General features: G+C 34.0%; 21 protein-coding genes. 3 read left to right on the top strand and 18 right to left on the bottom strand.

The window, feature by feature from the left end; all coding sequences use genetic code 11:
- Positions 1 to 92: 92 nt before the first annotated feature.
- From WFZ86_RS09495 to WFZ86_RS09475, 5 genes are all read right to left on the bottom strand, one after another.
- On the bottom strand, positions 93 to 1,646 hold the full coding sequence (locus WFZ86_RS09495; RefSeq protein ID WP_342691721.1) for a GMC oxidoreductase: 1,554 nt from the start codon (positions 1,644 to 1,646) through the stop codon (positions 93 to 95).
- Positions 1,647 to 1,664: 18 nt separating this feature from the next.
- Positions 1,665 to 2,603 (bottom strand): alkane 1-monooxygenase, encoded by a 939-nt coding sequence (locus WFZ86_RS09490; protein WP_342691720.1) that lies wholly within the window; start codon positions 2,601 to 2,603, stop codon positions 1,665 to 1,667.
- Between the two features lie 231 nt (positions 2,604 to 2,834).
- Positions 2,835 to 3,380 carry a TetR/AcrR family transcriptional regulator gene (locus WFZ86_RS09485; RefSeq protein ID WP_342691719.1) on the bottom strand — a complete coding sequence of 182 codons (546 nt, stop codon included), beginning with the start codon at positions 3,378 to 3,380 and terminating at the stop codon, positions 2,835 to 2,837.
- 445 nt (positions 3,381 to 3,825) lie between these two features.
- Positions 3,826 to 4,338, bottom strand: a complete 513-nt coding sequence (locus tag WFZ86_RS09480; RefSeq protein ID WP_342691718.1) for a GNAT family N-acetyltransferase — start codon at positions 4,336 to 4,338, stop codon at positions 3,826 to 3,828.
- A 19-nt stretch (positions 4,339 to 4,357) separates the two neighbouring features.
- A complete protein-coding gene (locus WFZ86_RS09475; protein ID WP_342691717.1) occupies positions 4,358 to 4,897 on the bottom strand; it encodes a hypothetical protein in 540 nt (179 codons plus the stop codon).
- Between the two features lie 158 nt (positions 4,898 to 5,055).
- Between WFZ86_RS09475 and WFZ86_RS09470 the strand changes: the two genes are divergently transcribed.
- Positions 5,056 to 8,241, top strand: coding sequence for a VPS10 domain-containing protein (locus WFZ86_RS09470; protein ID WP_342691716.1), 3,186 nt, complete (start codon positions 5,056 to 5,058; stop codon positions 8,239 to 8,241).
- 52 nt (positions 8,242 to 8,293) lie between these two features.
- Here the strand turns inward: WFZ86_RS09470 and WFZ86_RS09465 are convergent, their stop codons facing one another.
- Positions 8,294 to 8,764: a DUF1572 domain-containing protein gene (locus tag WFZ86_RS09465; RefSeq protein WP_342691715.1), complete on the bottom strand. Its 471-nt coding sequence runs from the start codon at positions 8,762 to 8,764 to the stop codon at positions 8,294 to 8,296.
- A 431-nt stretch (positions 8,765 to 9,195) separates the two neighbouring features.
- Between WFZ86_RS09465 and WFZ86_RS09460 the strand changes: the two genes are divergently transcribed.
- Positions 9,196 to 10,050 (top strand): NAD(P)H-hydrate dehydratase, encoded by an 855-nt coding sequence (locus WFZ86_RS09460; protein ID WP_342691714.1) that lies wholly within the window; start codon positions 9,196 to 9,198, stop codon positions 10,048 to 10,050.
- 100 nt (positions 10,051 to 10,150) lie between these two features.
- Here the strand turns inward: WFZ86_RS09460 and WFZ86_RS09455 are convergent, their stop codons facing one another.
- From WFZ86_RS09455 to WFZ86_RS09425, 7 genes are all read right to left on the bottom strand, one after another.
- Complete coding sequence (locus tag WFZ86_RS09455; protein ID WP_342691713.1) at positions 10,151 to 10,591, bottom strand: SRPBCC domain-containing protein; 441 nt, start codon at positions 10,589 to 10,591, stop codon at positions 10,151 to 10,153.
- A gap of 90 nt (positions 10,592 to 10,681) precedes the next feature.
- Positions 10,682 to 11,263: a hypothetical protein gene (locus tag WFZ86_RS09450; RefSeq protein ID WP_342691712.1), complete on the bottom strand. Its 582-nt coding sequence runs from the start codon at positions 11,261 to 11,263 to the stop codon at positions 10,682 to 10,684.
- Between the two features lie 191 nt (positions 11,264 to 11,454).
- On the bottom strand, positions 11,455 to 12,087 hold the full coding sequence (locus WFZ86_RS09445; RefSeq protein WP_342691711.1) for a hypothetical protein: 633 nt from the start codon (positions 12,085 to 12,087) through the stop codon (positions 11,455 to 11,457).
- A 154-nt stretch (positions 12,088 to 12,241) separates the two neighbouring features.
- Positions 12,242 to 13,759, bottom strand: coding sequence for a glycosyltransferase family 39 protein (locus WFZ86_RS09440; protein ID WP_342691710.1), 1,518 nt, complete (start codon positions 13,757 to 13,759; stop codon positions 12,242 to 12,244).
- Positions 13,760 to 14,009: 250 nt separating this feature from the next.
- A complete protein-coding gene (locus WFZ86_RS09435) occupies positions 14,010 to 14,927 on the bottom strand; it encodes a helix-turn-helix domain-containing protein (RefSeq protein ID WP_342691709.1) in 918 nt (305 codons plus the stop codon).
- Between the two features lie 66 nt (positions 14,928 to 14,993).
- The gene (locus WFZ86_RS09430; RefSeq protein ID WP_342691708.1) at positions 14,994 to 15,365 is read right to left on the bottom strand and encodes a DoxX family protein; all 372 of its coding nucleotides are present in this window, start codon (positions 15,363 to 15,365) and stop codon (positions 14,994 to 14,996) included.
- A gap of 12 nt (positions 15,366 to 15,377) precedes the next feature.
- Positions 15,378 to 16,193 carry an SDR family oxidoreductase gene (locus WFZ86_RS09425; protein WP_342691707.1) on the bottom strand — a complete coding sequence of 272 codons (816 nt, stop codon included), beginning with the start codon at positions 16,191 to 16,193 and terminating at the stop codon, positions 15,378 to 15,380.
- Positions 16,194 to 16,527: 334 nt separating this feature from the next.
- Between WFZ86_RS09425 and WFZ86_RS09420 the strand changes: the two genes are divergently transcribed.
- The gene (locus WFZ86_RS09420) at positions 16,528 to 17,901 is read left to right on the top strand and encodes a jacalin-like lectin (protein WP_342691706.1); all 1,374 of its coding nucleotides are present in this window, start codon (positions 16,528 to 16,530) and stop codon (positions 17,899 to 17,901) included.
- A 198-nt stretch (positions 17,902 to 18,099) separates the two neighbouring features.
- On the opposite strand, the gene WFZ86_RS09415 is transcribed toward WFZ86_RS09420, so the two are convergent.
- From WFZ86_RS09415 to WFZ86_RS09395, 5 genes are all read right to left on the bottom strand, one after another.
- Complete coding sequence (locus tag WFZ86_RS09415; protein ID WP_342691705.1) at positions 18,100 to 18,753, bottom strand: SCO family protein; 654 nt, start codon at positions 18,751 to 18,753, stop codon at positions 18,100 to 18,102.
- Positions 18,722 to 19,318, bottom strand: a complete 597-nt coding sequence (locus tag WFZ86_RS09410; RefSeq protein ID WP_342691704.1) for a toxin-antitoxin system YwqK family antitoxin — start codon at positions 19,316 to 19,318, stop codon at positions 18,722 to 18,724. Before WFZ86_RS09410 ends, WFZ86_RS09415 begins: the two co-directional genes overlap by 32 nt.
- Positions 19,318 to 20,091, bottom strand: coding sequence for a YHYH protein (locus WFZ86_RS09405; RefSeq protein ID WP_342691703.1), 774 nt, complete (start codon positions 20,089 to 20,091; stop codon positions 19,318 to 19,320). Before WFZ86_RS09405 ends, WFZ86_RS09410 begins: the two co-directional genes overlap by 1 nt.
- 467 nt (positions 20,092 to 20,558) lie before the next feature.
- Positions 20,559 to 21,875: a DGQHR domain-containing protein gene (locus tag WFZ86_RS09400; protein ID WP_342691702.1), complete on the bottom strand. Its 1,317-nt coding sequence runs from the start codon at positions 21,873 to 21,875 to the stop codon at positions 20,559 to 20,561.
- Positions 21,868 to 22,596 (bottom strand): hypothetical protein, encoded by a 729-nt coding sequence (locus WFZ86_RS09395; protein WP_342691701.1) that lies wholly within the window; start codon positions 22,594 to 22,596, stop codon positions 21,868 to 21,870. Before WFZ86_RS09395 ends, WFZ86_RS09400 begins: the two co-directional genes overlap by 8 nt.
- Between the last annotated feature and the right edge of the window lie 236 nt (positions 22,597 to 22,832).

Below are 22,832 nucleotides of genomic sequence, written 5' to 3'. Positions count from 1 at the left end.
GTTCAATTGCTAATGTAGATAAAAAAAAAGTTAATTATTGAATAGATTTTGTTTTTTTAACGCAAACATTACTATTTGTTTCCTTTTTTATTTTACTCATTGCTCTTTCTGTAAGAGCGGTAATGGTTAAACTTGGATTGACTCCAAATATTTGCAGATATCATGCTGCCATCACAAATAAGCATGTTTTTATAATTATAAACCTCATTATTTTGATTAATTACACCTTCATTGGCATCTTTGCCCATACAGGCTCCTCCTAAGATATGAGCTGTAGTTGGGATTCCGAAAAGCGCTTCGGTATTTACGACCATTGCTTTGCCGTTGATTATAACTTCTACTTTTTTTGCTAAAGTTTGAGCGATAGGATTAAAGGCTGTTGGTGCGGGGCCTTTGTCAAGTTGTGTTTTCAGAAAACCCCATTTGGAGCGTTGCATTTTTAGTGTCGATTCAATGCTTTCCATGTACAATAAAATTTGAGTTCTTTTGCTCCAATCATCCACAAAAAAGGTTTTGAGATAGCCTACTGGCTGCTTCATGACGGCTAAAAGCATTTTTGTTAATCGATTTATGAATGAGTTTCCTTGAATCATTGGCGCCATTAATAGTCTCCAAAAGCCTGATCCAGCGGAATATTTTACGGGTTCAATATGTCGGTTTTCATCAATGTGCACAATAGATCCAATAGCAATTCCGTCTGAGAAACTAACATCTCGGTCAAAAGTGGTGACTCCAATTAAACTTTCAGAATTGGTTCGAACACCTTTTCCAAGTGTTTGGGATAGATTAGGTAACGAAGTTGATTGTAGTTTGAGTAATAAGTTTAGCGTTCCTAATACACCTCCAGAAAAAACGATTCCTTTTGCTGTAATTTTTTCTTTTTTTGGAAAGTACGAAAGCGAGTCCTTGAAATAGATCTCGTATCCATCAGCACCATTTTCGCTCAAAGGAACGACATCATACACTTCTTTTTCTGCTTTGATGACGCATCCTAATTGTTGGGCTAGATGAAGGTAGTTTTTGTCTAAGGTATTCTTGGCATTGTATTGGCAACCCAACATACAACCTCCACATTGAATACAACCCGTTCTGTCAGGTCCTTTTCCGTCGAAGTATGGATCTGGATTTGTTACTCCATGTTTTCCGAAATAAATGGCTACATCCGTTTTTTCAAATGATTGTGCCTCTCCTAATTCGGAGGCCAATTGTTGCATTACTTTTTCGCTTTTGCTGGTATAGGGATGTTTTTCGGCACCCAACATTTTTTTAGCCAAAGCATAAAAAGGAGCTAATTCGGTTTCCCAATCGCATAAATCGTTCCATTGCCCTGTTTTAAAAAAGGGTGATTTTGGAATGGGTAGCGTATTGGCATAAACCAGTGAACCTCCACCAACACCAACACCGCTTAATACGGCAACATGTCTATAAAAAGTGAGCTTCAATATGCCATTCCATCCTAGTTTAGGTAGCCAAAGCCATTTTTTTAGATTCCAATTGGTTTTGGGGAAATCTTCAGCTTTGTTGAACCATTTACCTTTTTCTATGACAAGCACTTTATATCCTTTTTCGGACAAACGTAATGCCGAAACGGAACCTCCAAAACCACTGCCAATAATTACATAATCATAATCGAAAGATGTTGCCATGTTGCTGTTTTAGTGAAGTTATTTTGTATAGGTAGTAAACTTTTGAAGTTGATCATGCATAATGTAAAACCATAAAGGCGGAACAAAGGATAAGAGCATCATACCCGGATATCCCGTTGGCATTTGCGGACTTTCTTCGTGGTGTCTTAATAATTGGTATTTTCTGCTAGCAATGTAATGATGATCTGAATGTCTGGAGAGTTCCAAAAGTAATAAACGCCCAATAGGATGATTGGAATTCCATGAATGAGTGGGTAAGGTTCGCTCGTAGCGTTCTCCTTTTTTATTTCTTCTTAATCCATAATGTTCAATATAATTCACCGTTTCTAATAGTAAAACCCCAATAAATGCTCCTGCTAAAAAGTAGACCATCGTACTTAAACCAAAGATTCCAAAAATCATAAGTAGTAGCAGTAGTTGCACGATTTGGAATCCCAGCATTTGGTTTTGAATGCTCCAGAATGATTTTTTTACAATTTTCAAACGATTTGATTCTAATCGCCAAGCCGAAAGCCACCCTTTATAAATAGAACGAATATAGAATGTATATACCGTTTCGCCATATTTACTTGACGCTGGATCTTCATTGGTTGCCACATTTTGATGATGTCCTCTATTGTGTTCGATATAAAAATGCATGTAGAGAGAAGTGAGTAAAAGTATTTTACTCATCGTACGTTCCTTATAACTATTTCTGTGTCCCAATTCATGAGCTGCGTTTATTCCTAAAACGCCGCATGCAATACCATAAGCTGTGGTCCAACCTATTTTTGTAGCAATAGGATAATTGTCCGAGGACACTTCGAATAAAAAGAAAATTAAAATACCATATTGAATAGGAACCAGTCCATAAAGTACCCAATCATATAATGAATCCTTAGCGGCAATTTCCTCTTCAATTTTATTTAGATTATAATCGTTTTCATTGGTGAATAATTCTAAAAGAGGAATAATCATAAAAATGAAAAAAAGAGTAAAATAGGATCAATAACTAGTTTTTAGCAGTGAAAAAATCACAGTCAAAGGTGTGATGTAAACGGTTAGGTATTTCCATTTAATTATTTTCATACTTTATACAATAGTTAATTAGGAGTTTTTAAAGTGAATCAACATAAAAACTTCAAAAGTGTTGTACAAATATGACGCAAAGAATAGCATCTTTTTAGACGCTACCGTTTATTTTTGATTTTAATTTGAAATTTCCATAGCTAATACCATTTTTTTGATTTCATCAAAATAGCTGACTAACCATTCGTAGGTAAGATTATTATCTGTTACTTGAAGATAAAAGTTTTCGATGGTTAAGTTCAAAATAATTTTCGCTAAGTTTTTTTTAGTATCCAATCCCAAGGCAGCTGTCCAAATCGGTAATAAAGCTTCCACAACGGGTTGATTGGCTTCATGAATACATTTTTTATAAACCGCATTATCTCGGTGAACACGTAAATGTCTGTTGAAAAGGATGTCTGTTTTTGCACTTATAAGTAAATGAATCAAATCAGGATCAATCTGTTTGCAGCTCTTTGCTTGCAGCGCTATTGTTTTAGATTGTACCAAATGGTATGCTAATAATTGATCGGTGAAAACCTCTAAATCGGCAAAATGATGGTAAAATGAAGATTTGTTTTTGGCTACTTTTCTAGCCAATAATTCTATTTTTAAGCCATTGGGACCCTTATGAGCAAATAAATCGTAACCTATTTTTATCCAAGGATCCTTGATCGATTCTTTCATTGTGCAGCAGATAAAATATTGATTGATGGAGTAATTATATTGCATTAAGTTGAGTAGTAAATATATACTAAATAACTAGATTTTATTTTAGTTTTGAATAATCTATGGTATGATTTAATGCTTTCTTCTAATTTTTAAGATCCCGCCGTTGGCTTCTTTGATAAATTGAATGCAAAAAAGGTATGAGAGCCAATGATTTATATTTTGGCTTTGATACGAAGTAACTCTAGTCGGGTAACAATTACATCACAATCCATTTTTGCATCAAAACTCTCTGGAAAAATACCCTCTTTTTCTTTTTATGACAGTAATTTCTTTATCGATCAATACTTTTATTTCTGCTATTTATATTAAAAATAGTGGAAAAATCAACAAGTATTTTGTAAAGAAAGCTATTTAGACTCAATGTTTTTATTGACGAAATTCAAGTAATGAATGGCGTGTTTTAAAAAAGAATCTTCTTTTCCAAAAGCATAAAGTCTAATGGTGCCGAAGTAAGGGCTTTGTCGCCTTCACCAAAAGGGAAGGGTTCACGCAATCCTGTATCTTCATAACCGTTTCGAACATACCAAGCCAACAATTCTTTTCGAATCCCAATTACAGTCATTTGAATTCTTGAAAGCTCAAGTTGTTGAGCGTGTTGTTCAGCCGCTTGTAGCAATTGTTTGCCAATTCCACTATTTTGTAATTCAGGTGAAACAGTTAGCATGCCAAGATACAAAACGTCTTTTTTGGCAATTAATAATACGCTTCCAATGATTTTTTCATCACGGGTAAATTTGAATAAATAGTGTTGGGTCGTGTTGATAATAGTTGCTAATTCTTCTGGTGTAGTTCGGGTTCCTTCAAGCAAATTAGCTTCGGTAGTCCATCCTTTTTTTGAAGTTTCGCCACGATAAGCTGAATTAATCAAAGCAGCTAATTCAGCAACGTCTGCTACAGATGCTTTTGTAATCATAGTACTTAATAATGTCTTGTTATTCTTTGGGTAAAGGAGCGCCAACAGCAATATCACAGCGGTGTTTTGGTTGACCATGTGGTGGATTCATACCTTCTGGAGTTGGAGTGGCCTCTGGTGTAGTAGCTAAAAGCGCAGGTAAATTGCTACCACTAGCTACGGCAGGGGTTGTAACGACTGTAGTTTTGGGTGCAGTCGCAGTTTTAGCTACTGGTGAGTTCAATGGTGCACCCACTGGAATATCACATCTATGTTTAGGTTGTCCGTGTGGTGGATTCATCCCAGGTTTTGTAACTATTTTGGTTGTTGTCGCAACTGCATTTGGATTCTTAACCATAGTGTATTTGTACTGATACATTACACTTTCCTTTTTTTCTTCTTTGCCTACATAAGCAGAATTACTTGAAGTTGCTGGTGGAGTAGCAGTCGAAGGAGCGGCAGCCATTTGTGTAAAAGGAACTACATTGGTTCTTTCGTTGGTAGCAGAAGTTTCTTCTTCTTTTTTACATGAAAAAAGAACCAAAGAAGACAGCAGTAATAGAGAAAAAGACGCTTTCATGATAGTATCGTTTTAGAAAGTTCAAATATAGGTTTTTTAGGAATTCACTGTTACCTCAGGTTTAAATTTAAAAGGAAAGCAAAGAAATGATTTGTAGCAAGAATGCAATAGTTCTCCAAACAATGTTTATTTTTGAGAAATCACATTACATATTCCGTATGAACAAACAGCTTCTTTTAGGAATTCTTTCCTTAGTTTTTGGTACTTCCGTATCGGCACAAAAAGTTAAAACAGCAGTCTCAACCGATTTAAACGCTCATTTTAAAGCAGCCAAATGGCGTTCCATTGGTCCTTTTCGTGGTGGCCGATCAGTTACAGCTACTGGAGTTACATCAGATCCATCGACCTATTATATGGGTACCACAGGAGGTGGTTTATGGAAAACACAAGACATGGGAGTAAGTTGGTTTCCTATTTCGGATGGTTTTTTTAAAACGACTTCGGTGGGCGCTATTAGTGTAGCCGAAAGTGATCCTAATGTGATTTATGTTGGGATGGGCGAACACGCCGTAAGGGGAGTGATGACGCATCATGGTGATGGAATGTACAAAAGTACTGATGCCGGGAAAACATGGAAGAAAATTGGACTAGATGCTACGCAGCATATTTCTCGCATTTGTATTGATCCTAAAAATCCAGATATTGTTTATGTAGCGGCTCAAGGGGCACTTTACAGTAAATCTTCTGAGAGAGGAGTTTATAAAACAACAGATGGCGGAAACACTTGGCAAAAAGTATTGTTTAAAAACGATCAAACGGGTGCTGTTGAACTTTCTATGGATGCCACTAATTCAAGGATTTTGTATGCTGCTCTTTGGGAACATGGACGTAAGCCTTGGCAAGTGATAAGTGGGGGAGCAGGTAGTGGTCTCTATAAATCAGTCGATAGTGGACTTACTTGGACTCCTTTAAAAGAAGGACTTCCAGCGGCAATGGGAAAAATGGCAATAGCTGTAGCTCCTTCCAATCCCGAAAAAGTGTACGCGCTAATTGAAAGCGATTGGGAAAAAGAAGCTGGTGGATTGTACGTCTCTAATGATGCTGGGAAATCTTGGTCTCAGGTAACTACAGATCATCGATTAATCCAACGAGCTTGGTATTATATCGAATTGTTTATCGATCCGAATAACGAAAATACAATCTACGTAATGAGTGCTCCAGCGATGCGCTCTACTGATGGTGGAAAAACTTGGGAAGACATTTCCAAAACGCATGGAGATTATCACAATTTATGGATCAATCCTAAAAACTCCAATAACATGATTATTGCCGATGATGGAGGAGCTGCCATTAGTTTCAACAAAGGCAAGTCCTGGAGTAGTCAAAACATTTATCCTACAGGTCAGTTTTACCGAATAGCGGTAGACAACCAATTTCCATACAATATTTACGGAGGGCAACAAGACAATACCTCAGTTAAAATTGCAAGCCGAAACCTAAGTGGCTATGGCATATCCGAAAAAGAATGGACTGCTTCTGCTGGAGGCGAAAGTGCTTTCTTGGCTTTTGATCCAGCCAATCCAAGGTTTGTATTGGGTGGAAGCTATCAAGGAACCATCGAAGTATTGGATACACAAACTAAAACCAGTACCAATGTTATGGCAGCGCCAATTTTGTATTTAGGACGCGATGCCAAAGACATGAAATACCGCTTTAACTGGAATGCACCTATTGTTAGAAGCATGCATGAACCCAATACTTTTTATCACGGTTCTCAATTGCTTTTAAAAACCGAAAATTTAGGACAAAGTTGGACAGAAGCTTCTCCTGATTTGACCCGAAACGAGAAAAGCAAACAAGGCAAACCAGGAGTGCCTTTTACCAATGAAGCTGTTGGAGCAGAAAATTATGGAACCCTAAGTTATATTCAAGAATCCCCACTAGAAAAAGGGGTGATATATACTGGTAGTGATGATGGTTTGGTACATATTACTAAAGATGGAGGTAAAACTTGGCAAAATGTAACTCCAGCTAATTTGACTGAATGCCTCATCAATGCGATTGAAGTGTCTCCTTTTGATAAAGCTACTGCTTATGTGGCTACAACGCGATACAAATTCAATGATCATGCACCAGGCTTGTACAAAACCACAGATTATGGCAAAACGTGGAAAAAAATCAACGAGGGAATTCCAGCGAATGCTTTTACCCGTGTCGTTCGCGAAGATGATACCGTAAAAGACTTATTGTATGCTGGGACCGAATTAGGCTTGTTTGTTTCGTTGGATGGCGGGCTTCAGTGGCAGTCTTTTCAAGGGAATTTGCCGCTAACACCTATTACTGATTTAAAAGTGCATCAAAACAATTTGATTGCTTCAACTTCGGGAAGAGGGTTTTGGATTTTGGACGATTTGAACCTAATCCGTGAATTTGCAAAAGATAATACATCAGGGAATACCCAAAAGGACACTTTCAAAATTTTCACTCCTAATCCAACCTATTTAACCAATAGCGGAAGCGAATTAGACCAAACCGATGCTGAGTTCACAGGTATGGGAAGTACACGAGGTGTAAATCCAGCTTCTGGAGTAGTGCTGTATTATCAATTACCTGAATTGAAAGAAACGGATGAAGTCAAAATTCTAATCAAGGATAAAGCAGGAAATACGATTCGAACCTTCAGCTCAAAAGCCGATCCAACATTTAAATCCTATGATGGTGGTCCAAAAGCGGATGCTGTACTGTCTAAAAATAAAGGGCTCAATCGTTTCGTTTGGGACTTGCGTTATACAGCATTACTAGGAAATCCAAATGTATACATTGAAGGAAGTTATGAAGGACATAAAGTTGGCCCTGGTGAGTATACGATTGCAATCAAAACGTCAACGCAAGAATTATCAACTCAAGCTAAAGTGTTGGCCAATCCTTTGTTTGAAGCTACGGATAAAGCCTACCAAGAATATCACGCGATTAAATTCGAGATGGAACAGACGTTTAATGAGATGCAAACGTTAATCAATACGTTGTATGCGAAACAACAGCAATTATCCACATTAACTGCGCAATTAGCCACGCATCCCGAACAAGCTGCAACACTAGCAGAGGGGAAAAAATTGCTTCAGAAAATGAAAACTTGGGATGAATTGATGGTGCAAAGAAAATCAAAGGCTTATGATGATGTAGAAAACTTTCCCAATAAGTTCAATGCCGATTTCTTATACCTAATCAATCAATCCGAAAGTGTTGTTCCTAAGGTGACACAACCCGTAAAGGACTTGTGGAAGGAATACCAAACCAAATGGCAACAATTAAAAACCGAAGGCAATCAAATCCTCAATCAAGAATTACCTGCTTTCAACAAAAAATTATGGGAAGCTGGAGTAGGAGGAATTTGGATCAAATAAGATAAAAGTGCTTAATTTGAAGGCAGTGAATTAATTTCTTTCACTGCCTTTTTTATGACTTCATTTCTTTTTTCAGCAACGCAATTTGCCCCAAATGATAATGACAATGCTCTATTACACCGATTAAGTTTCTGTAGTAGTTTCCATATTTTGCTTCGACAAAATCCTCAAAAAGACAACTATCAGGTAATTGTTCAATCAATGCGGCAAAAAGTTGTACTTCTTCCCATGATTTATTTTTCAATTGTTCCCAATCGGCTTCGCAAGTAATTTGCGGACTATCAAAGCTAAATTTGTCTTTAATATCAAGAGTCCCGCCTTGCAAAAACGGAATCAATCCTGCTATGTAATAATTGCAATGAAACAGTAAAGTGGCGATGCTATTCCCTTCTTTTAAGGCAAAATTGGCTTTTTGCCAACTCACATCAGCCAATTGGTCTTTAAAATTTGAGGTGGTCCAATTCCCACCAAAATACACTTGTTGTAAGTGTAATGCGATTTGGGAAGTAATTTGATGAGACATAGCTGTCAATCTGTTTAATAGTTTATAATTTGGGTGAATCTGTTAGTTTTGTCGAAAAAACGAAAGCTATAAAAGAATGTCGTTCTACACGAGCGAAGGGAACTGGCGAAGTAATTCTTTTCATAAACTTTCAATCAATACGTTTATGTAAAAATATAAAAAACAGAAACTAAAACAATTATATTAACTTATTTCATTTTAAGTAACTTAAACCTGTGCCATCTCCGAAATCTGCTTACATTGATTACATTCGTATTAATTTGTGATATTCGTTTTGCTACTTTTAGGTAAGTCAAATCTGTACTAATTGGCGCAATCTGTATTTATTCATTTCAATGATATTCATTTGTGTTATTTTTTATACTAGACTCTATAATGCATAGCAATAAAATCTTTTGGTTTTTGTACCTTTCAAGTAAAACAAAAAATCCATGAAAGCACCCAATTATATTGATATATCCGAAGCTCGAAAAAGACACCACGCCATTCCGTTCGATACCCACAAACGTATTCAGGGACACGCGTTGCTTATTGGAGGGAGTTATGGTAAAATAGGTGCTATTACTTTAGCTTCTCGGGCAGCTTTGCAAACCGGATGTGGCTTAGTAACTGCTTTGGTTCCAAAATGTGGCTACGAAATCCTTCAAATCGCGAATCCCGAGGTGATGGTACTCACCGATACAAACGAAAAGTACCTTTCAGAAATAGCATTCAGTTTAGTATCTAACGCTATCGGAATTGGTCCTGGTTTAGGGCAAGAATTAGCTACTCAAAAAGCCTTTCATGAGTTTCTTATCAATACTTCAAAACCACTTGTTGTTGATGCCGATGCGCTCAATATTTTGGCACAAAATCCTACTTGGTTAACGCTTCTTCCTCCTGAATCTGTGCTAACACCTCATCCCAAAGAACTGGAACGCTTGATAGGAAAGTGGCAGAGTCAAGAGGAGAAAGTAGCTAAAACGATAGATTTTGCAAAACATTATCAAGTAATAGTGGTACTAAAAGGCGCACCGACCCAAATTGTATTTGGAAACGACTTTTATGAAAATACTTCGGGCAATCAAGCTTTGGCAACAGCAGGAAGTGGCGATGTCCTAACGGGGATAATCACGAGTCTATTGGCGCAATCTTACGCTCCAATTGATGCGTCAATTTTAGGTGTTTATTTGCATGGACTCACAGCCAATATCGCTTTGCCCAAGACAGGCTATCAATCGTTTATTGCTTCCACGATTATCAAGTATCTTGGCAAAGCATTTTTAGCTTTAGAGAAAGTGGAGTAGGGATTTTCTTTTCCAGTAAAGAATAACAGGTTCAGTTTAAAGAAACAGAGTTACAGTATAGATTTGTTCTAAAATGCTGAGGTTTGTGGGACCTCATTTATTACATTTTTGAAAGTTCGTTTTCTAGTCTGTCAAAATTTTCTTCATTTTTTGGTTCGACAAACTTTCTAATTTTTTCGCGTTCTTCCAAGGTTTTGAAAGTCATCAAGAAAGTGATTTCAGTTGCTAAATCACTTAGTTTTTTAAAGTGAATTTCCATATCAAAGAAGGGTTGAGAAACTCGCGTCCAGGAAATCAATTGATGTGGCTGTATGATTTTAAATATAGATTCGTTTTTATAATTGCCTTTGTCAGGGCCATGCATGGTAAGGATCCATTTCCCTTCAGGTTTTAGATCAAATTCATGGATGGTATTGGTAAAACCCTCAGGTCCCCACCAGTTTTTTAAATGTTGCGGATTTACAAAAGCTTCATATACCTTTTCTATCGAATGCTTTATGACTCTAGAGCTGTAAATTTCACGCTCAGTATTTGAATTCATAATATTTCAATTTTAGGATATTTGTTTCAAAAAGGGGAGAGTGATTTTATGATGTTTTGTATAAGGGGTGGTTGTCATGCGCTCAGTGTTTTATTTATTAGCCATTATTTCGTTATAATTCTTATATCTTTTGTCAATTCCTATATATTTTGCTCTTATGAAATTTGTACAATCTTTTTCAAATTCATTACAAGAGTCAAATAAAATTGTACTTCCATTTTCATTTTGGTTTTGTTTTAATATTTTATAAATCTGAACACCTCCAATCGGGTCAACTCCAACTAAATCTATTATTATATTTTTTGTTAAAGTCAATGTTTTGTACAATGATAATAATCTTCTATATCTACCTGCAATTGAATTGATTTTTATTTGAGGTTTCATCCATTCAATCTCGTAAATTTTATTCTTGTAAATTGAATTTTCATCACATTTTTTTAGATATTGACCAATTGTTATTGGAAACAATTTACTTAAAAATGAATTTTCTTTAAAATGCTCTATATACTTAATTTCTGAATTTAATTCAGATATAATTTCAATTAATTTTAATGATATTTTTTGAAATTCTACACCGTTAGGAATTTCAAGAATAACAATTTCTCCCTCGTTTAAGATAAATGAAGGAATTAGAAAATCTTCAATAATTTGTTCCTTAAAACTTAGTAACATTTTTAAAGTTTGTGAATTTTATGTTTCTTTTAAGTACTTTATTGTTCTGAACTTACATATAAAGATCTTGTACAACAGCAGATTTGTTCCTAAAGTAGGATTTGTTTTTCGGTTATCACTAAACTGCCAAATACAAAACTATTTTTCCATTAAGTCTATTGCTCTAATCCGTTGTAGTTGTTATCAGATAACTATTTTATTAGATTTCTTTTCTTCTCAATTTTTATAAGCTTACGTATTAAAAACAGAAAAACTACTCCTATAAAAATCTTGGCTAAAGCACCCCAATAATTATATGGTTCGGCAATCTGTTTTAGGTCTTCAGAATTATTGATTTTAATTGATTTGAAAAATTTTTCTTTATTTAGTTGATTGTATGATTCTACTTTGGAATAAATAAAAACATAATTAATACCATTTAAATGTAAAATCAAGCTTTCTCCACTTTCTTGTTTAGAGTTTTTTTCTTTGAAAATTAGTTTGTATGCTATGTAACCATTTAATTTTATTTGTGTTGAGTCTTTTAAAAAAAATCCTTTTTTTTCCATACTCTTTAGTTGTTCGCTTGCTAATATGGTATAACATTTTTGTAACTCTTTTATGTTTTTCGGAAGTTCATTATTGGGTAATGTTTTCACACGCATAGCTACATAAGATTCCTCTTTTGAGTTCAAAAAATATGCGTTAAGCTTAGCTTCTTTCGTAACATTTTCAAAAGTTACTGGTTTATTTAGGAAGTCAACTGTGATATTTTCATCAATCTTGGTTTGACTAAAAAGAAATTCTGAAAATATTAAGGCTAAGAAAATTAAATACTTATTCATATTTTTTTCTGTTGTTATGTTTAGTTTACTGGTAACTAGTTTAAATATGTATAAAGAATCACTAAAAGCCACTCCGTTTTGGTAAATATATGATAGAATGACATCACCTCTGTTTCTCAAATATATACAATTTTCACTACAAATTGGTTACAAACTATTGCTTTACTTCCTCAATTTCATCTTTAATGCGTTTGTTGATGTCTATTTTTGAACCCTCAAATCGGAATATAGTGGTACCCAATTCTCTGGCATACTTGTTTTCAATAGCTGCAGCAATCATTGAACTTTCAAAAAAAGGAGCGGTTTGTTTAAGCTCATCGGCGACTTCTTGGGCTTCTTTAATTCTAATTAAATTCTCATACTTTTTGTTTAAGTCAAACCAATGGATATAATCGGCATTGAATGAAACGGCTTTTAGCTGGTGTTGGGTATAAAAATTGATAGCTCCAGCTTGTCCATAATTGTCACAAAGGATGAGCGTTTTTTCTTTGTTAGGCAGTGTTGTATAAACGCTGTCTACTTTTGATGCTAGTTCTTTCCAACCCAACATGTCGGCAAAATCTTGTGGCAAAGGGTGGTCTTTGCCATCTTCCCAGCGTAGTAATCCCAGTTTTTGATACTTTTCTTGGTGGTTGAGGATGTATTCAGGGCTTTTGTTTGGAAAAACTACTTGATACATGAGTATGAAAAACAAAAGAGGTAAAACCATAAGTGCTGGCTGCCAATAGTTTTTCCATTTTTGATGTAATGTGTTGGAAAGAAATACGGCTCCAAAAGCAATGTAAATAGGATAAAGTCCGATGGCATAATACCCTTTTGCTTTGAAATATGCTAAAACCAACAATGTCAAGACAATTGCTAAGCTAAAAGCTTTGAGTTTTCTATAGGGAGTATAAAAGACTAGGGCATATATAGCTGCAAGAAGTACAATGAATGAACCAATAAAATAGGTGATTTGCGCCTTGAAAAAATCCATACGATCTACATTGACCAATTGAGTATCTGATAATTCTTTGATATGCCAAATCACTGGAAAATCATTTTGTATCTGCCAATAGAGGTTGGGCGCTATGAGAAGCACTCCAAGTAATATAGAAAAGTAAAATGCTTTTTGAGTAAAAATTTTACGCTGTTCTGTGCAAAGGATAGCAGGTATAAGACCAAGTAGTAAAAACACAATTGTGTATTTGTTTAAGAAGCCCAAAGCAAAAACCACTGCACTCATGTAGAGCCATTTTGGGCTTTCGGTTTGAAAATATTGGATAATTAAAAAATATAAAGTTGTCCAACATAAAACATCAAACGAGTTAGGTTGGAATAATAGGTTCAATCTTAAAAGTACAGAGAACAAAACACAAGTAGCACCTAAAACTAAGGCAAATATATTGCCATGTAAGGCTTCGATGGCTTTCCAAACGACTACCATCGTTAATGCGCCAAAAAGAGCCGGAAAAAACTTCACCCAAAAGACTCCGTTCCCAAGTTCATAAATCAAATAAGATATCCAAGAGGTGAGAGGCGGAACCGACTGATATCCCCAAGCCAAATGTTGCCCTTGATCAATATGCAAGTATTCGTCTCGATGTAAGTCGTACGCCGAACTAATCAAAAAGTATTGCAAGATGAATTTCAATATCACGAATCCAAGTAATAGTAGGGTCTTTTTTTTCATATTGTGTGATGTCAAATTACTTATTTTAATGGGCAAAAGAGGGATAACAGCTTCTTTTTTGAACAATATATTGGTCGTTTAAAAGCGGTAACCAATTCTGAGATTTAAATATACGGCAGTTTTGCTTTCGTTTTCAAGATGACCCGCTTGTTTCACAAAAATGTATCGATACCCAATACTAACAGTTTCATGATTAAAATGAGAACCGATATTTCTCCTAATCTTCCAATTGGGTACTATAGAGATATCGCTAATTGAATGATGTTCGATATTCTAGCGGTGAAATATTTGTTTTATTTTTAAAAAGTTTGCTAAAAGATTGAGAATGTTCAAAGCCCAATTGATAAGCAATTTCACTTACTGATAAATTTGTAGTGGTTAGGGCAATTTTGGCTTGTTCTATAATTTTGTTGTGAATGTGTTGTTGCGTGCTTTGTCCGGTAAGGGTTCTTAACAGATCACTCAAATAATTAGGCGACACATTCAATTGATCAGAAAAATAATGAACAGAAGGGAGTCCGTGTTGGAGGATTTTATCGCTATTGAAATACGCCTCTAGTAAGATTTCCATTTTTGAAAGCAAATCATGGCTTATGGTTTTGCGCGTTAAAAATTGTCTGTTGTAAAACCTGTTGCAATAGTTAAGCAACAACTCAATATGTGAAATCATAACATCTTGACTAAATTGGTCTATTGAAGTTTGATATTCTTGTTCAATATTTTTAAAAATCCCTTCTAGCATTTGTTCCTCTTTATCGGATAGATGCAATGCTTCATTTACGGCATACGAGAAGAAACCATACTCTTTGATGGCTTTTCCTAGGGAATAATTTAAAATGAAGTCGGTGTGAAAAACCAGCCACCAGCCCGAAACCTCATAATTATCGTCACTGTTTACAGATAACACTTGTTGAGGGGATGTCATGCCCAAGACACCTTCGTCAAAATCATAATAATTTTGACCGTATTTTAGTTTTCCTTTGAAATTTCTTTTCAACGAAATACCGTAAAAGTCAAAGCAAAAACTAACCTCATCCTTGCGGTTTGAATGGGTAATTGCACCCATCTTAATTAGGCTTATTAAGGGGTGTAAAGGTTTGGGTAGCCCTAATAATTGGTGCAATTCGGATATTGAATGAATCTTGATAGGTGTTGATTTGTTTCCCATTTCTCAAATTTACGAAAAATCAATAATGCAAAATAGAAAATCTATTAAGCATTATTGATTGGTTTGTTACTGTTTTTTTGCAAAAATCCAAGCCCAAGCAATAAAAATAAATTGAATAGGCAATCTAATAATACTGGCTGTAAATTTTTCATTGCCTGTTTTATAATAGCCAATGCTCTCAGGAATATGGATGACAAATAAAAATACTACCAACATAGCTATAATTATTTGTGTAGCAATGGCTCTTGTTTTTATAGGAATCAAGGCAATGGCTAGTGCTATCTCAAGAATACCACTCAAAGAGATTAAAATAGAATGTGCTGGAAGCCAAGACGGCATCATGGCAAAATACTGTTCGGGTTTGAGAAAGTGCATAGCCCCCATAAAAAGGTAAAATGCTACTAACAAATAGAATGCTATATTTTTAACGGTTTTCATTGTTGAATTTATTTATTGTGCGTTTTCTGAAACTTCTTTCCATTCTTTCCACGTTTCCAAACGTTTGTTGTAAGTGGGTTCAATCATCAGTAAGGGCAATTTACCCAAGAACAATCGTAAAGGAGGATTTTCGGATTCTATTAATTTTAGAATAGCGCTTGCCGTTGCATTTGGGTCGCCTACAGGCATATTGCCTCTATTGGCAATCATTACTTCTCTTAATCCATCATAAACCGCTATTGGTTGACTATGGCTTGCAGATGCAGTAGCCCATTCGGTTGCGTAAGCGGCTGGCTCAATTAAAGTTGTTTTTATACCAAATTGGGCAACCTCCTGATTTAGAGATTCACACAAACCTTCTACCGCCCACTTTGAAGCATGGTAAATACCTAAACTTGGAAATGCCATCACGCCGCCAATACTTGAAACTTGCAAAATATGCCCGCTTTTTTGGTTTCGCATTATAGGCAAAACGGCTTGAATCATCCAAAGAGAACCAAAAACATTGGTTTCAATTTGTTGTCTAGCTTCATTTTCTGAGATTTCTTCAACATAACCAAAATGTCCAAAACCGGCATTATTGATCAGGATGTCAAGTTTTCCAAATTTCTCAATCACTTTTTCTACGGCTAAAAAACAAGCTTCCCGATTGTTTACATCCAATGCAATGGGTAACACAGCATCACCATACAAAGCAGTCAATGCTGCTAACGATTCTATATTTCTAGCTGTTGCGGCTACTTTGTCGCCACGTTTTAGGGCGGCTTCTGCCCATACATAACCAAATCCCTTTGAAGTGCCCGTGATTAACCAAACTTTGTTTTCCATCTTTTTGTAATTTAAGTGTTAATGATGGTACAAATGTCATTCAATCTGCGATGGTCTTTGTAATCAAATCTCTAGTTATTGTAGCCAAAACACGGATGGTACAAAATGCTGTGTCTTTTGTATAATGTAAATTGGTTTTGGGTTATGCTTTGACCGACAGAAATTTGAAACAGAAAGTAATTTTAGCTTTTTCGTTCTTACTGCTATAGTCAATGGATTGCATTAGTGTTTTTGTTGTTTAACATTTAGATGTTGTTTTTTTAACATATATGTTTTTATAAAACTCTAGTTTTGTGATGATTAATTGTGTTAAATAGTAATTTAAATTAAAAAAATGAAAACAAAATTTAAGTTAATCAGTTCTCTTTTTGCCTCAAGTTTGCTTTTATTGAGTTGCGATAATAGTTCAGATACGTCAAATGACTTGTCAGTAAATTCAAGTACTCAAAAAGCATCAAATCTAACAGCTAGAATTGCAGTTTCAGGAAACATTTTGGCACTAACGTACAATGTAGCGGGACTTCCTGCCATAATTTCTAGTTCAAGTCCAGATGCAAACACTGCTAAAATAGGTCAGTTAATAAGAAATTATGATATTGTAAATGTTCAAGAAGATTTTAATTATCATGCAAAATTGTATGAAAACGATAATCATCCTTTTCGAACAGCTACTAGTGGAGGAGTACCTTTTGGTGACGGAATGAATACGTTGTCTAGATATAGCTTTGTAGATTTTGAAAGAGTCAAATGGAACAGTTGTAATGGAACAGATTGTTTAACTCCAAAAGGGTTTACATTTATGAGATTGCGACTTAAAGAAGGTGTTTATGTAGATTATTATAATGCTCACCCAAATGCAGGTAGTGCCACAGCTGATTTGAATGCAAGAAAATCAAATATCGCACAACTTTCTAATTATATGAAAATCAAATCAAATGGGAATGCCGTAATTTTAATGTTTGATTCTAATTGTCGTTACACAAGGTCAGGAGACAATATTAGATTATTAATGGATAATAATGGTTTGACGGATGCTTGGATAAAACTCATTAGAAACAACAATATCCCTGCATTAGGTAGTCCTGCATTAGATTGTGATGCCTCTAATATTACAAATACTTGCGAAGAAGTGGATAAGATATTTTACAAAAGTAATAATCAAATTACACTTACTGCTTCTAACTTCAGTATCAATAATCCTCTTTTTGTTGATGGAGCTGGAGTGCCACTTTCAGATCATTTTCCAACAGCAGTTAATTTTGCTTGGTCTCAAAATGATCTTTATACAGCTAGTGATTTATTTGGAGGTCCACATGGCGATATTTTCTCGGACATTACATTATTATCGGCTACTTCAAAGGTAAATAAAATTGTTTTGAGAGGTGGAAATAGAGTTGACAAAGTAAGTTTTGTACTGTCTAATGGAACGACATTGTCCCATGGAGGTAATGGAGGAACCGAAAAATCACTTGTTTTAAATACTGGTGAATTTATAAATTCAGTAAATATGTGTTCTGGGAAAAAAGATGGTAGAACTAGAATTTTTTATATTGAATTAAAGACGAATCAAAACAGAACCATTGCTACTGGAACAAAAACATCTGATGTTTTTAATTATATCGTTCCAGCTGGGTATCAAATTACAGGTTTCTTTGGTCGCAGTGCTACTGAAGTTGATCAGTTAGGTTTTTTTGGTGTTTCGTTGTAAACCTTACAAGCCAGCCTCTTTTAAATTGGTTTAAAAGAGGCTGGTTTTTTTATAATTTGAGTTAAATGGTTGCTAAATGAAAACTTAGGTAAAAGTCAATCAGTCATTGACATAGTTATGATTATAATGTGTTTTTAAATAAATGCGAAGTCATGAAATTATAATGGACCTAGACCGTCTACTTGATTGGATATAACATTATTTTTCTTCTTCTTTTTTTAATGTTCTAATATCATCAATCAATTGCTCCATTTCTAGTTGAAGTGTTCCGTTGTAAATACCTCTAATTCTTTTAGTTTTGTCAACTAAAATAAAATGTTCTGTATGTAAAAATTGCGAACTATCTTTACTAAAACCAATATCTTCTTCGGCAAAATAAGATTGACGTGCTAGCGTATATATTGCTCCTTTTTTTCCAGTGAGAAAATGCCAATTTTTATTTGTAATCTCATAATTTCTTTTGAATTTTTTTAATACACTTGGCTTGTCAATCCATGGGGTTACAGAATAGGATAAGAAAACGATGTCTTTATAATCTTGTAAACGATCAGATACTATTTTTAAATGCTGAGTCATTGTTGGACATATACTTCCGCAACGGGTAAAAATAAAATTTGCAACATGAATTTTATTCTTAAAAACATTTTGATTGATTAGGATACTATCCTGATTTAGAAACGAAAAATCAGCAATGGTATGCTGTATTCTCTTTTTAATTACTGCTTCGTCTTTCAGAAATATAGGTGTAAAATTAGGCTCATTGTAATAAGGCAAGGCAATGAAATTATCTTCCTTCTTAGCACAACTAAAAAAAAGCAAACTACTTACTATTAAAAATACTATCCGATACATTTTTACAATTTTTAGTGCCCAGTAAGCCATATCTCTTACCATTTAGTATTACATAATTTGCCCTAATCTTTCCATTTTCATAATACAATTGCTGACGACCATTTTCTTGACCATTTTTATAATGGAAATACTTGACTAATAATCCGCTATTACTCCATTCCTTAAATTCATTAGTATATTCATCATTAGATACTGCAAATTCAAATTTTCTATTTCCATTTTCCCACCAACCTTTGTGAATACCTTCCTTTTTTCCATCAATATACAATCGTTCTTCTGCTAGTTGTTTGTTAACATACCATTTTTTTGTAATACCTTCTTCTAAACCATTCAAATAGGGTTTAATAAAAGCTGTATCTCCTTGTTTGTATAAAGAATATTGGATTCCTGAAAATTTTTTATTATTAAAATAAAGAGTGTCTTGATGCATCTGAAATAAATAGTTTGAGGCATCTTTATAGATTAATGGAACTTTTTTTAATGGTTTAGAAAAAACAATTTTCTTCTCTTCATTTTTACAAGAAAAAAAGAAAATTAATGTAAGAAGGATTACAATTTTTTTCATTATTGCGTAACTGTTCCGGGAGTACCATAAAATCCATTACCATTAATGTACGGCGCAGTATTTGAAATATGATAATGATACATTCCAGAAGGAAAATCAACAGTAGCATGTGTGTGACCATGATAAACATCAAGATTAGAAGGGTCTGTATTATTTTCTTCTTTAGGGCCATAAACAGGAAAACCATCTAATAAAAAACCCAATAAACCCCATTTGGTTGCGCCAGATTTAACCGTTGTTAAATAATAAGGTTCAACATGGTAATGGTACATACCTGACGCTTGAGGATGTCCCCAAGCTTGGTCAAAACCATTTACTTCTCCACCCAGCGAAACACCTCCAGCAGCATATTGATTAAAAAAAGGAACGCCATCTAACGCCACCCCCATAACACCCATTGGTGTAGCGCTATGTGTAGTTGCAACTTTAGGATTTAAAGGTATCTTCAAGGTAATAGTTTGCGCTGTAATATTATTTGGAGCCCTGATAAATGTGCCACCTGTAAACGACGGACTGGTTGCAGATGGAGTGAAAGCTTCGTACAAAGGATTAGTATTTGCCCAATAAGCACTTTTATGGTTTGGTTGGTCACTGGTTTTAATGGTAATAAAAGTACCATCAGATGTTATGCTTGTAGCTCCATATATTTTAGTATAAACAGATGGAATGGGATTTGATTGTGATGACGTGGTGTCATCATCTTTAGAACAACTAAAAAAAGTTATAAAAATCGTTAAAATACTTACTATGCAAAAATGTTTTTTCGATTTCATACTATTAAGTTTATTAGTTGGACTTTTCTTTTTTGCAATGGTTTAATTTCGTTCCTATATATCTCTGCCTCTGTTAGTCTGTGAAAAAATATCTTTTTATTTTTTATATTCACATCTTAACTCTGAAAAATTCAAGTATAAATTCTCTGAGACTCAATTTTGGTTTTATATGGTTTAATCTCCTGATAATAAAGTGGTTTAGATGCTAAATTAAGCCCATTATTCGGATTTGCCAAATCTCCCAAATACAAAATATTTTCAAATTAAGCCTAATACTCAAATTGCTTGTAGCGTGTGTGCTTGTTGCACAACTAAAATTCCTTCTTAAAATTCTGGTTTGTCAAATTATTTAAAATGTAACATATTGATTTTCAACATACAATTTATTAAAAAAATGATTAAAAGTTAGATTTAGTTTTTTTTTTAGTTGTGCAACAGCCACTGCTGTTGGCAGCTGTAGCTATAACTTATTTGAAATAACCTAATGCTTTTCCAAGTTCATTATATAGTTGACTTTGTAATCCGAGCGAACCTGATCCAGCATATTCTCCTTCTTTTGAGAAAAAAACTTTTCCCTTTTCTTTTGCTTCAACTAGTTCTTTTTTCAATAACTCCAATAAAGCATCTTCTTCAATAGTTTTAAAATCTGTTTCTAGCTTTAGTTTTCTATATATTGGATTGATAAGTTTAATTAATGCTCCCATACCAGTTGTTTTTACTAGAATATGAGGATATTTTCTTGAAGTGTCTTCTTCTAATGTTGGCCAATATGGATTGAAAACATCCTTGATAGCCGCAAAATAAGCTCTGAAAAATTTAGATAAAATTTTATGTTCGTTGCCATTATTGAGAAAATCCATTGGAATATTACCCCAAATTCCTTTTTTAGTGAAATGCTCTAAAATTGCTTCGACAAAAAATGCTTGTGAAAAATATCCTTTCCCTGATCCCAACATTTTTATGAATCCTTTTATCACAGATTTGTCATTATTGTTCAAATGCATCGTCAGCATGTGCGCAAGGAAAATATCATTTTTATTTGGGTCAGGAAATGAACCAAATATATCATAGTAGAGAGATTTATTTACCGGTTTCTGATTGAAATTTACATCAGCAAATACTTTTCCTTGTTCCCATTTGTCAAATCCTAATAAGATTGTACAATTAAGATCAAATTGATCCAATGAATTTATAACTTTTTCGTATGATAAATTTGGATATTCTTCTATTAAAGATTTTCTGCCAATTTTTATATTGTGACTTACAGCATCTTCATATAATTTTATCATTCCACTCAAGCGATGTTGTCCATCAACAATTAATGAAACTTTTTTTTGTGGAATAAGTAACTCAAGGTTGTTTCCATCAAGGCGATTATAAAATCCACCTATATATTCATCATTTTTAATATTGAGAGTGTTTTTTAGATATTCTTCTTTTGTTTCTGCTTCTTGATTTATATCCATTGATATAATAATTGCAGTTGGAAATGATCCAATGGCATTACTATTTGAATTATGAATATTATTGATTTCTTTCAATAGAAAGCTGTAAATATTGCTAATTCTTTTATCATTTCTCAACCTTTGATAATAATCTTTATTTACTTCTTCAGTTATTTTATTTACTGATTTTTCAGGATTAAATGGATCATATTGTTGTGGTTCTCTAGAAGTGAATTTTACAATATTTCGTAATATTTTAAAATTTATAGCCGCAATGGCTATTGGTTTTGAGGTAAGTTGATTAACAACAAATCCTTTTACAGTTTCTATATTATTCATTTTCAAAAGGATTTTCAGGTTCTACTAAATTTATATCGGTTGCTAAATTATTGTTTTCATTATTAAGTGTTTCTAATGTTTGATTTTCATCAGGACCATCTCCATCTGGATTATCATTATCAATAATATTATCATCTGGATTATCTCCATTTTGTTCTAGTGCATAAACTCGCTCATTTAATGATTGTATTTCAGTCCTTAATAATTCATTCATTGCTAGATTAGCTTGCGCAAAAACATTTGCCTCATATTCGGGATTAAATGTTCTTATAAACTCTTCTTTTGCCTCTTTTTTGGCTATTTTTTTGGCTATTTTGGTAGATTCCTTTTTTGCATCATCAATAGCTTGTGATTTAATTTCGCTAATAGATTTAAATCCAAAAAAACCTGCTATTGCAAGAATAATTGCTACAATAGCTGTATATAGTTTATTGAAAAAATTTTCATCTGATTTTTCATCTATCAATTCAAGTTGTTTTTGTTGAATTTTGTTAGAGGTTTGTGTAATCGATTTTAAGATTGAATCAAGTTTTTTTATCTCGGCTTTATTTGATTCCTCATTTTTAGACTTCGAAATATGATATTCAATTTTAATTGTTTGAGTTTTTGTATCAGGAATTTTTAAATAGTTGTAACTAATTATCAAAACACCAATTACTACAATTGCTACAATGACAGTAGCAACGATGTTCAAAAACAATTGATATTTTTTCCAAGTCATAATTGATTTTTTAAAGTTTAAATATAATACATATATTTTATTCATTTCATAGTTGTTATTTCAACGTTTTCGTCCGAGGCTATTGCTGCCAACGTCAGTCTGTGAAAAAACCTCCACTTATTGTTTATCAAAAGTAGTCAAAATTGAGTTAGATAAGGAGGAAAAGTTGTATGTTTAAGTAAGCAACACATACTCTGGAATCTCCCGCCAACAGTTACAATTAAGTAGTTTAGAGG

It is taken from the genome of Flavobacterium polysaccharolyticum, assembly GCF_038739875.1.
Classification (GTDB): domain Bacteria; phylum Bacteroidota; class Bacteroidia; order Flavobacteriales; family Flavobacteriaceae; genus Flavobacterium; species Flavobacterium polysaccharolyticum.
The sequence above is the reverse complement of the archived record's forward strand: the minus strand, read 5'-3'. Positions and strand labels throughout refer to the sequence as shown.

Excerpts from the sequence above, each read along its gene's own strand:
- WFZ86_RS09495 (WP_342691721.1), bottom strand. The coding sequence starts at position 1,646 with ATGGCAACATCTTTCGATTATGATTATGTAATTATTGGCAGTGGTTTT.
- WFZ86_RS09490 (WP_342691720.1), bottom strand. The coding sequence starts at position 2,603 with ATGATTATTCCTCTTTTAGAATTATTCACCAATGAAAACGATTATAAT.
- WFZ86_RS09485 (WP_342691719.1), bottom strand. The coding sequence starts at position 3,380 with ATGAAAGAATCGATCAAGGATCCTTGGATAAAAATAGGTTACGATTTA.
- WFZ86_RS09480 (WP_342691718.1), bottom strand. The coding sequence starts at position 4,338 with ATGATTACAAAAGCATCTGTAGCAGACGTTGCTGAATTAGCTGCTTTG.
- WFZ86_RS09475 (WP_342691717.1), bottom strand. The coding sequence starts at position 4,897 with ATGAAAGCGTCTTTTTCTCTATTACTGCTGTCTTCTTTGGTTCTTTTT.
- WFZ86_RS09470 (WP_342691716.1), top strand. The coding sequence starts at position 5,056 with ATGAACAAACAGCTTCTTTTAGGAATTCTTTCCTTAGTTTTTGGTACT.
- WFZ86_RS09465 (WP_342691715.1), bottom strand. The coding sequence starts at position 8,764 with ATGTCTCATCAAATTACTTCCCAAATCGCATTACACTTACAACAAGTG.
- WFZ86_RS09460 (WP_342691714.1), top strand. The coding sequence starts at position 9,196 with ATGAAAGCACCCAATTATATTGATATATCCGAAGCTCGAAAAAGACAC.
- WFZ86_RS09455 (WP_342691713.1), bottom strand. The coding sequence starts at position 10,591 with ATGAATTCAAATACTGAGCGTGAAATTTACAGCTCTAGAGTCATAAAG.
- WFZ86_RS09450 (WP_342691712.1), bottom strand. The coding sequence starts at position 11,263 with ATGTTACTAAGTTTTAAGGAACAAATTATTGAAGATTTTCTAATTCCT.
- WFZ86_RS09445 (WP_342691711.1), bottom strand. The coding sequence starts at position 12,087 with ATGAATAAGTATTTAATTTTCTTAGCCTTAATATTTTCAGAATTTCTT.
- WFZ86_RS09440 (WP_342691710.1), bottom strand. The coding sequence starts at position 13,759 with ATGAAAAAAAAGACCCTACTATTACTTGGATTCGTGATATTGAAATTC.
- WFZ86_RS09435 (WP_342691709.1), bottom strand. The coding sequence starts at position 14,927 with ATGGGAAACAAATCAACACCTATCAAGATTCATTCAATATCCGAATTG.
- WFZ86_RS09430 (WP_342691708.1), bottom strand. The coding sequence starts at position 15,365 with ATGAAAACCGTTAAAAATATAGCATTCTATTTGTTAGTAGCATTTTAC.
- WFZ86_RS09425 (WP_342691707.1), bottom strand. The coding sequence starts at position 16,193 with ATGGAAAACAAAGTTTGGTTAATCACGGGCACTTCAAAGGGATTTGGT.
- WFZ86_RS09420 (WP_342691706.1), top strand. The coding sequence starts at position 16,528 with ATGAAAACAAAATTTAAGTTAATCAGTTCTCTTTTTGCCTCAAGTTTG.
- WFZ86_RS09415 (WP_342691705.1), bottom strand. The coding sequence starts at position 18,753 with ATGTATCGGATAGTATTTTTAATAGTAAGTAGTTTGCTTTTTTTTAGT.
- WFZ86_RS09410 (WP_342691704.1), bottom strand. The coding sequence starts at position 19,318 with ATGAAAAAAATTGTAATCCTTCTTACATTAATTTTCTTTTTTTCTTGT.
- WFZ86_RS09405 (WP_342691703.1), bottom strand. The coding sequence starts at position 20,091 with ATGAAATCGAAAAAACATTTTTGCATAGTAAGTATTTTAACGATTTTT.
- WFZ86_RS09400 (WP_342691702.1), bottom strand. The coding sequence starts at position 21,875 with ATGAATAATATAGAAACTGTAAAAGGATTTGTTGTTAATCAACTTACC.
- WFZ86_RS09395 (WP_342691701.1), bottom strand. The coding sequence starts at position 22,596 with ATGACTTGGAAAAAATATCAATTGTTTTTGAACATCGTTGCTACTGTC.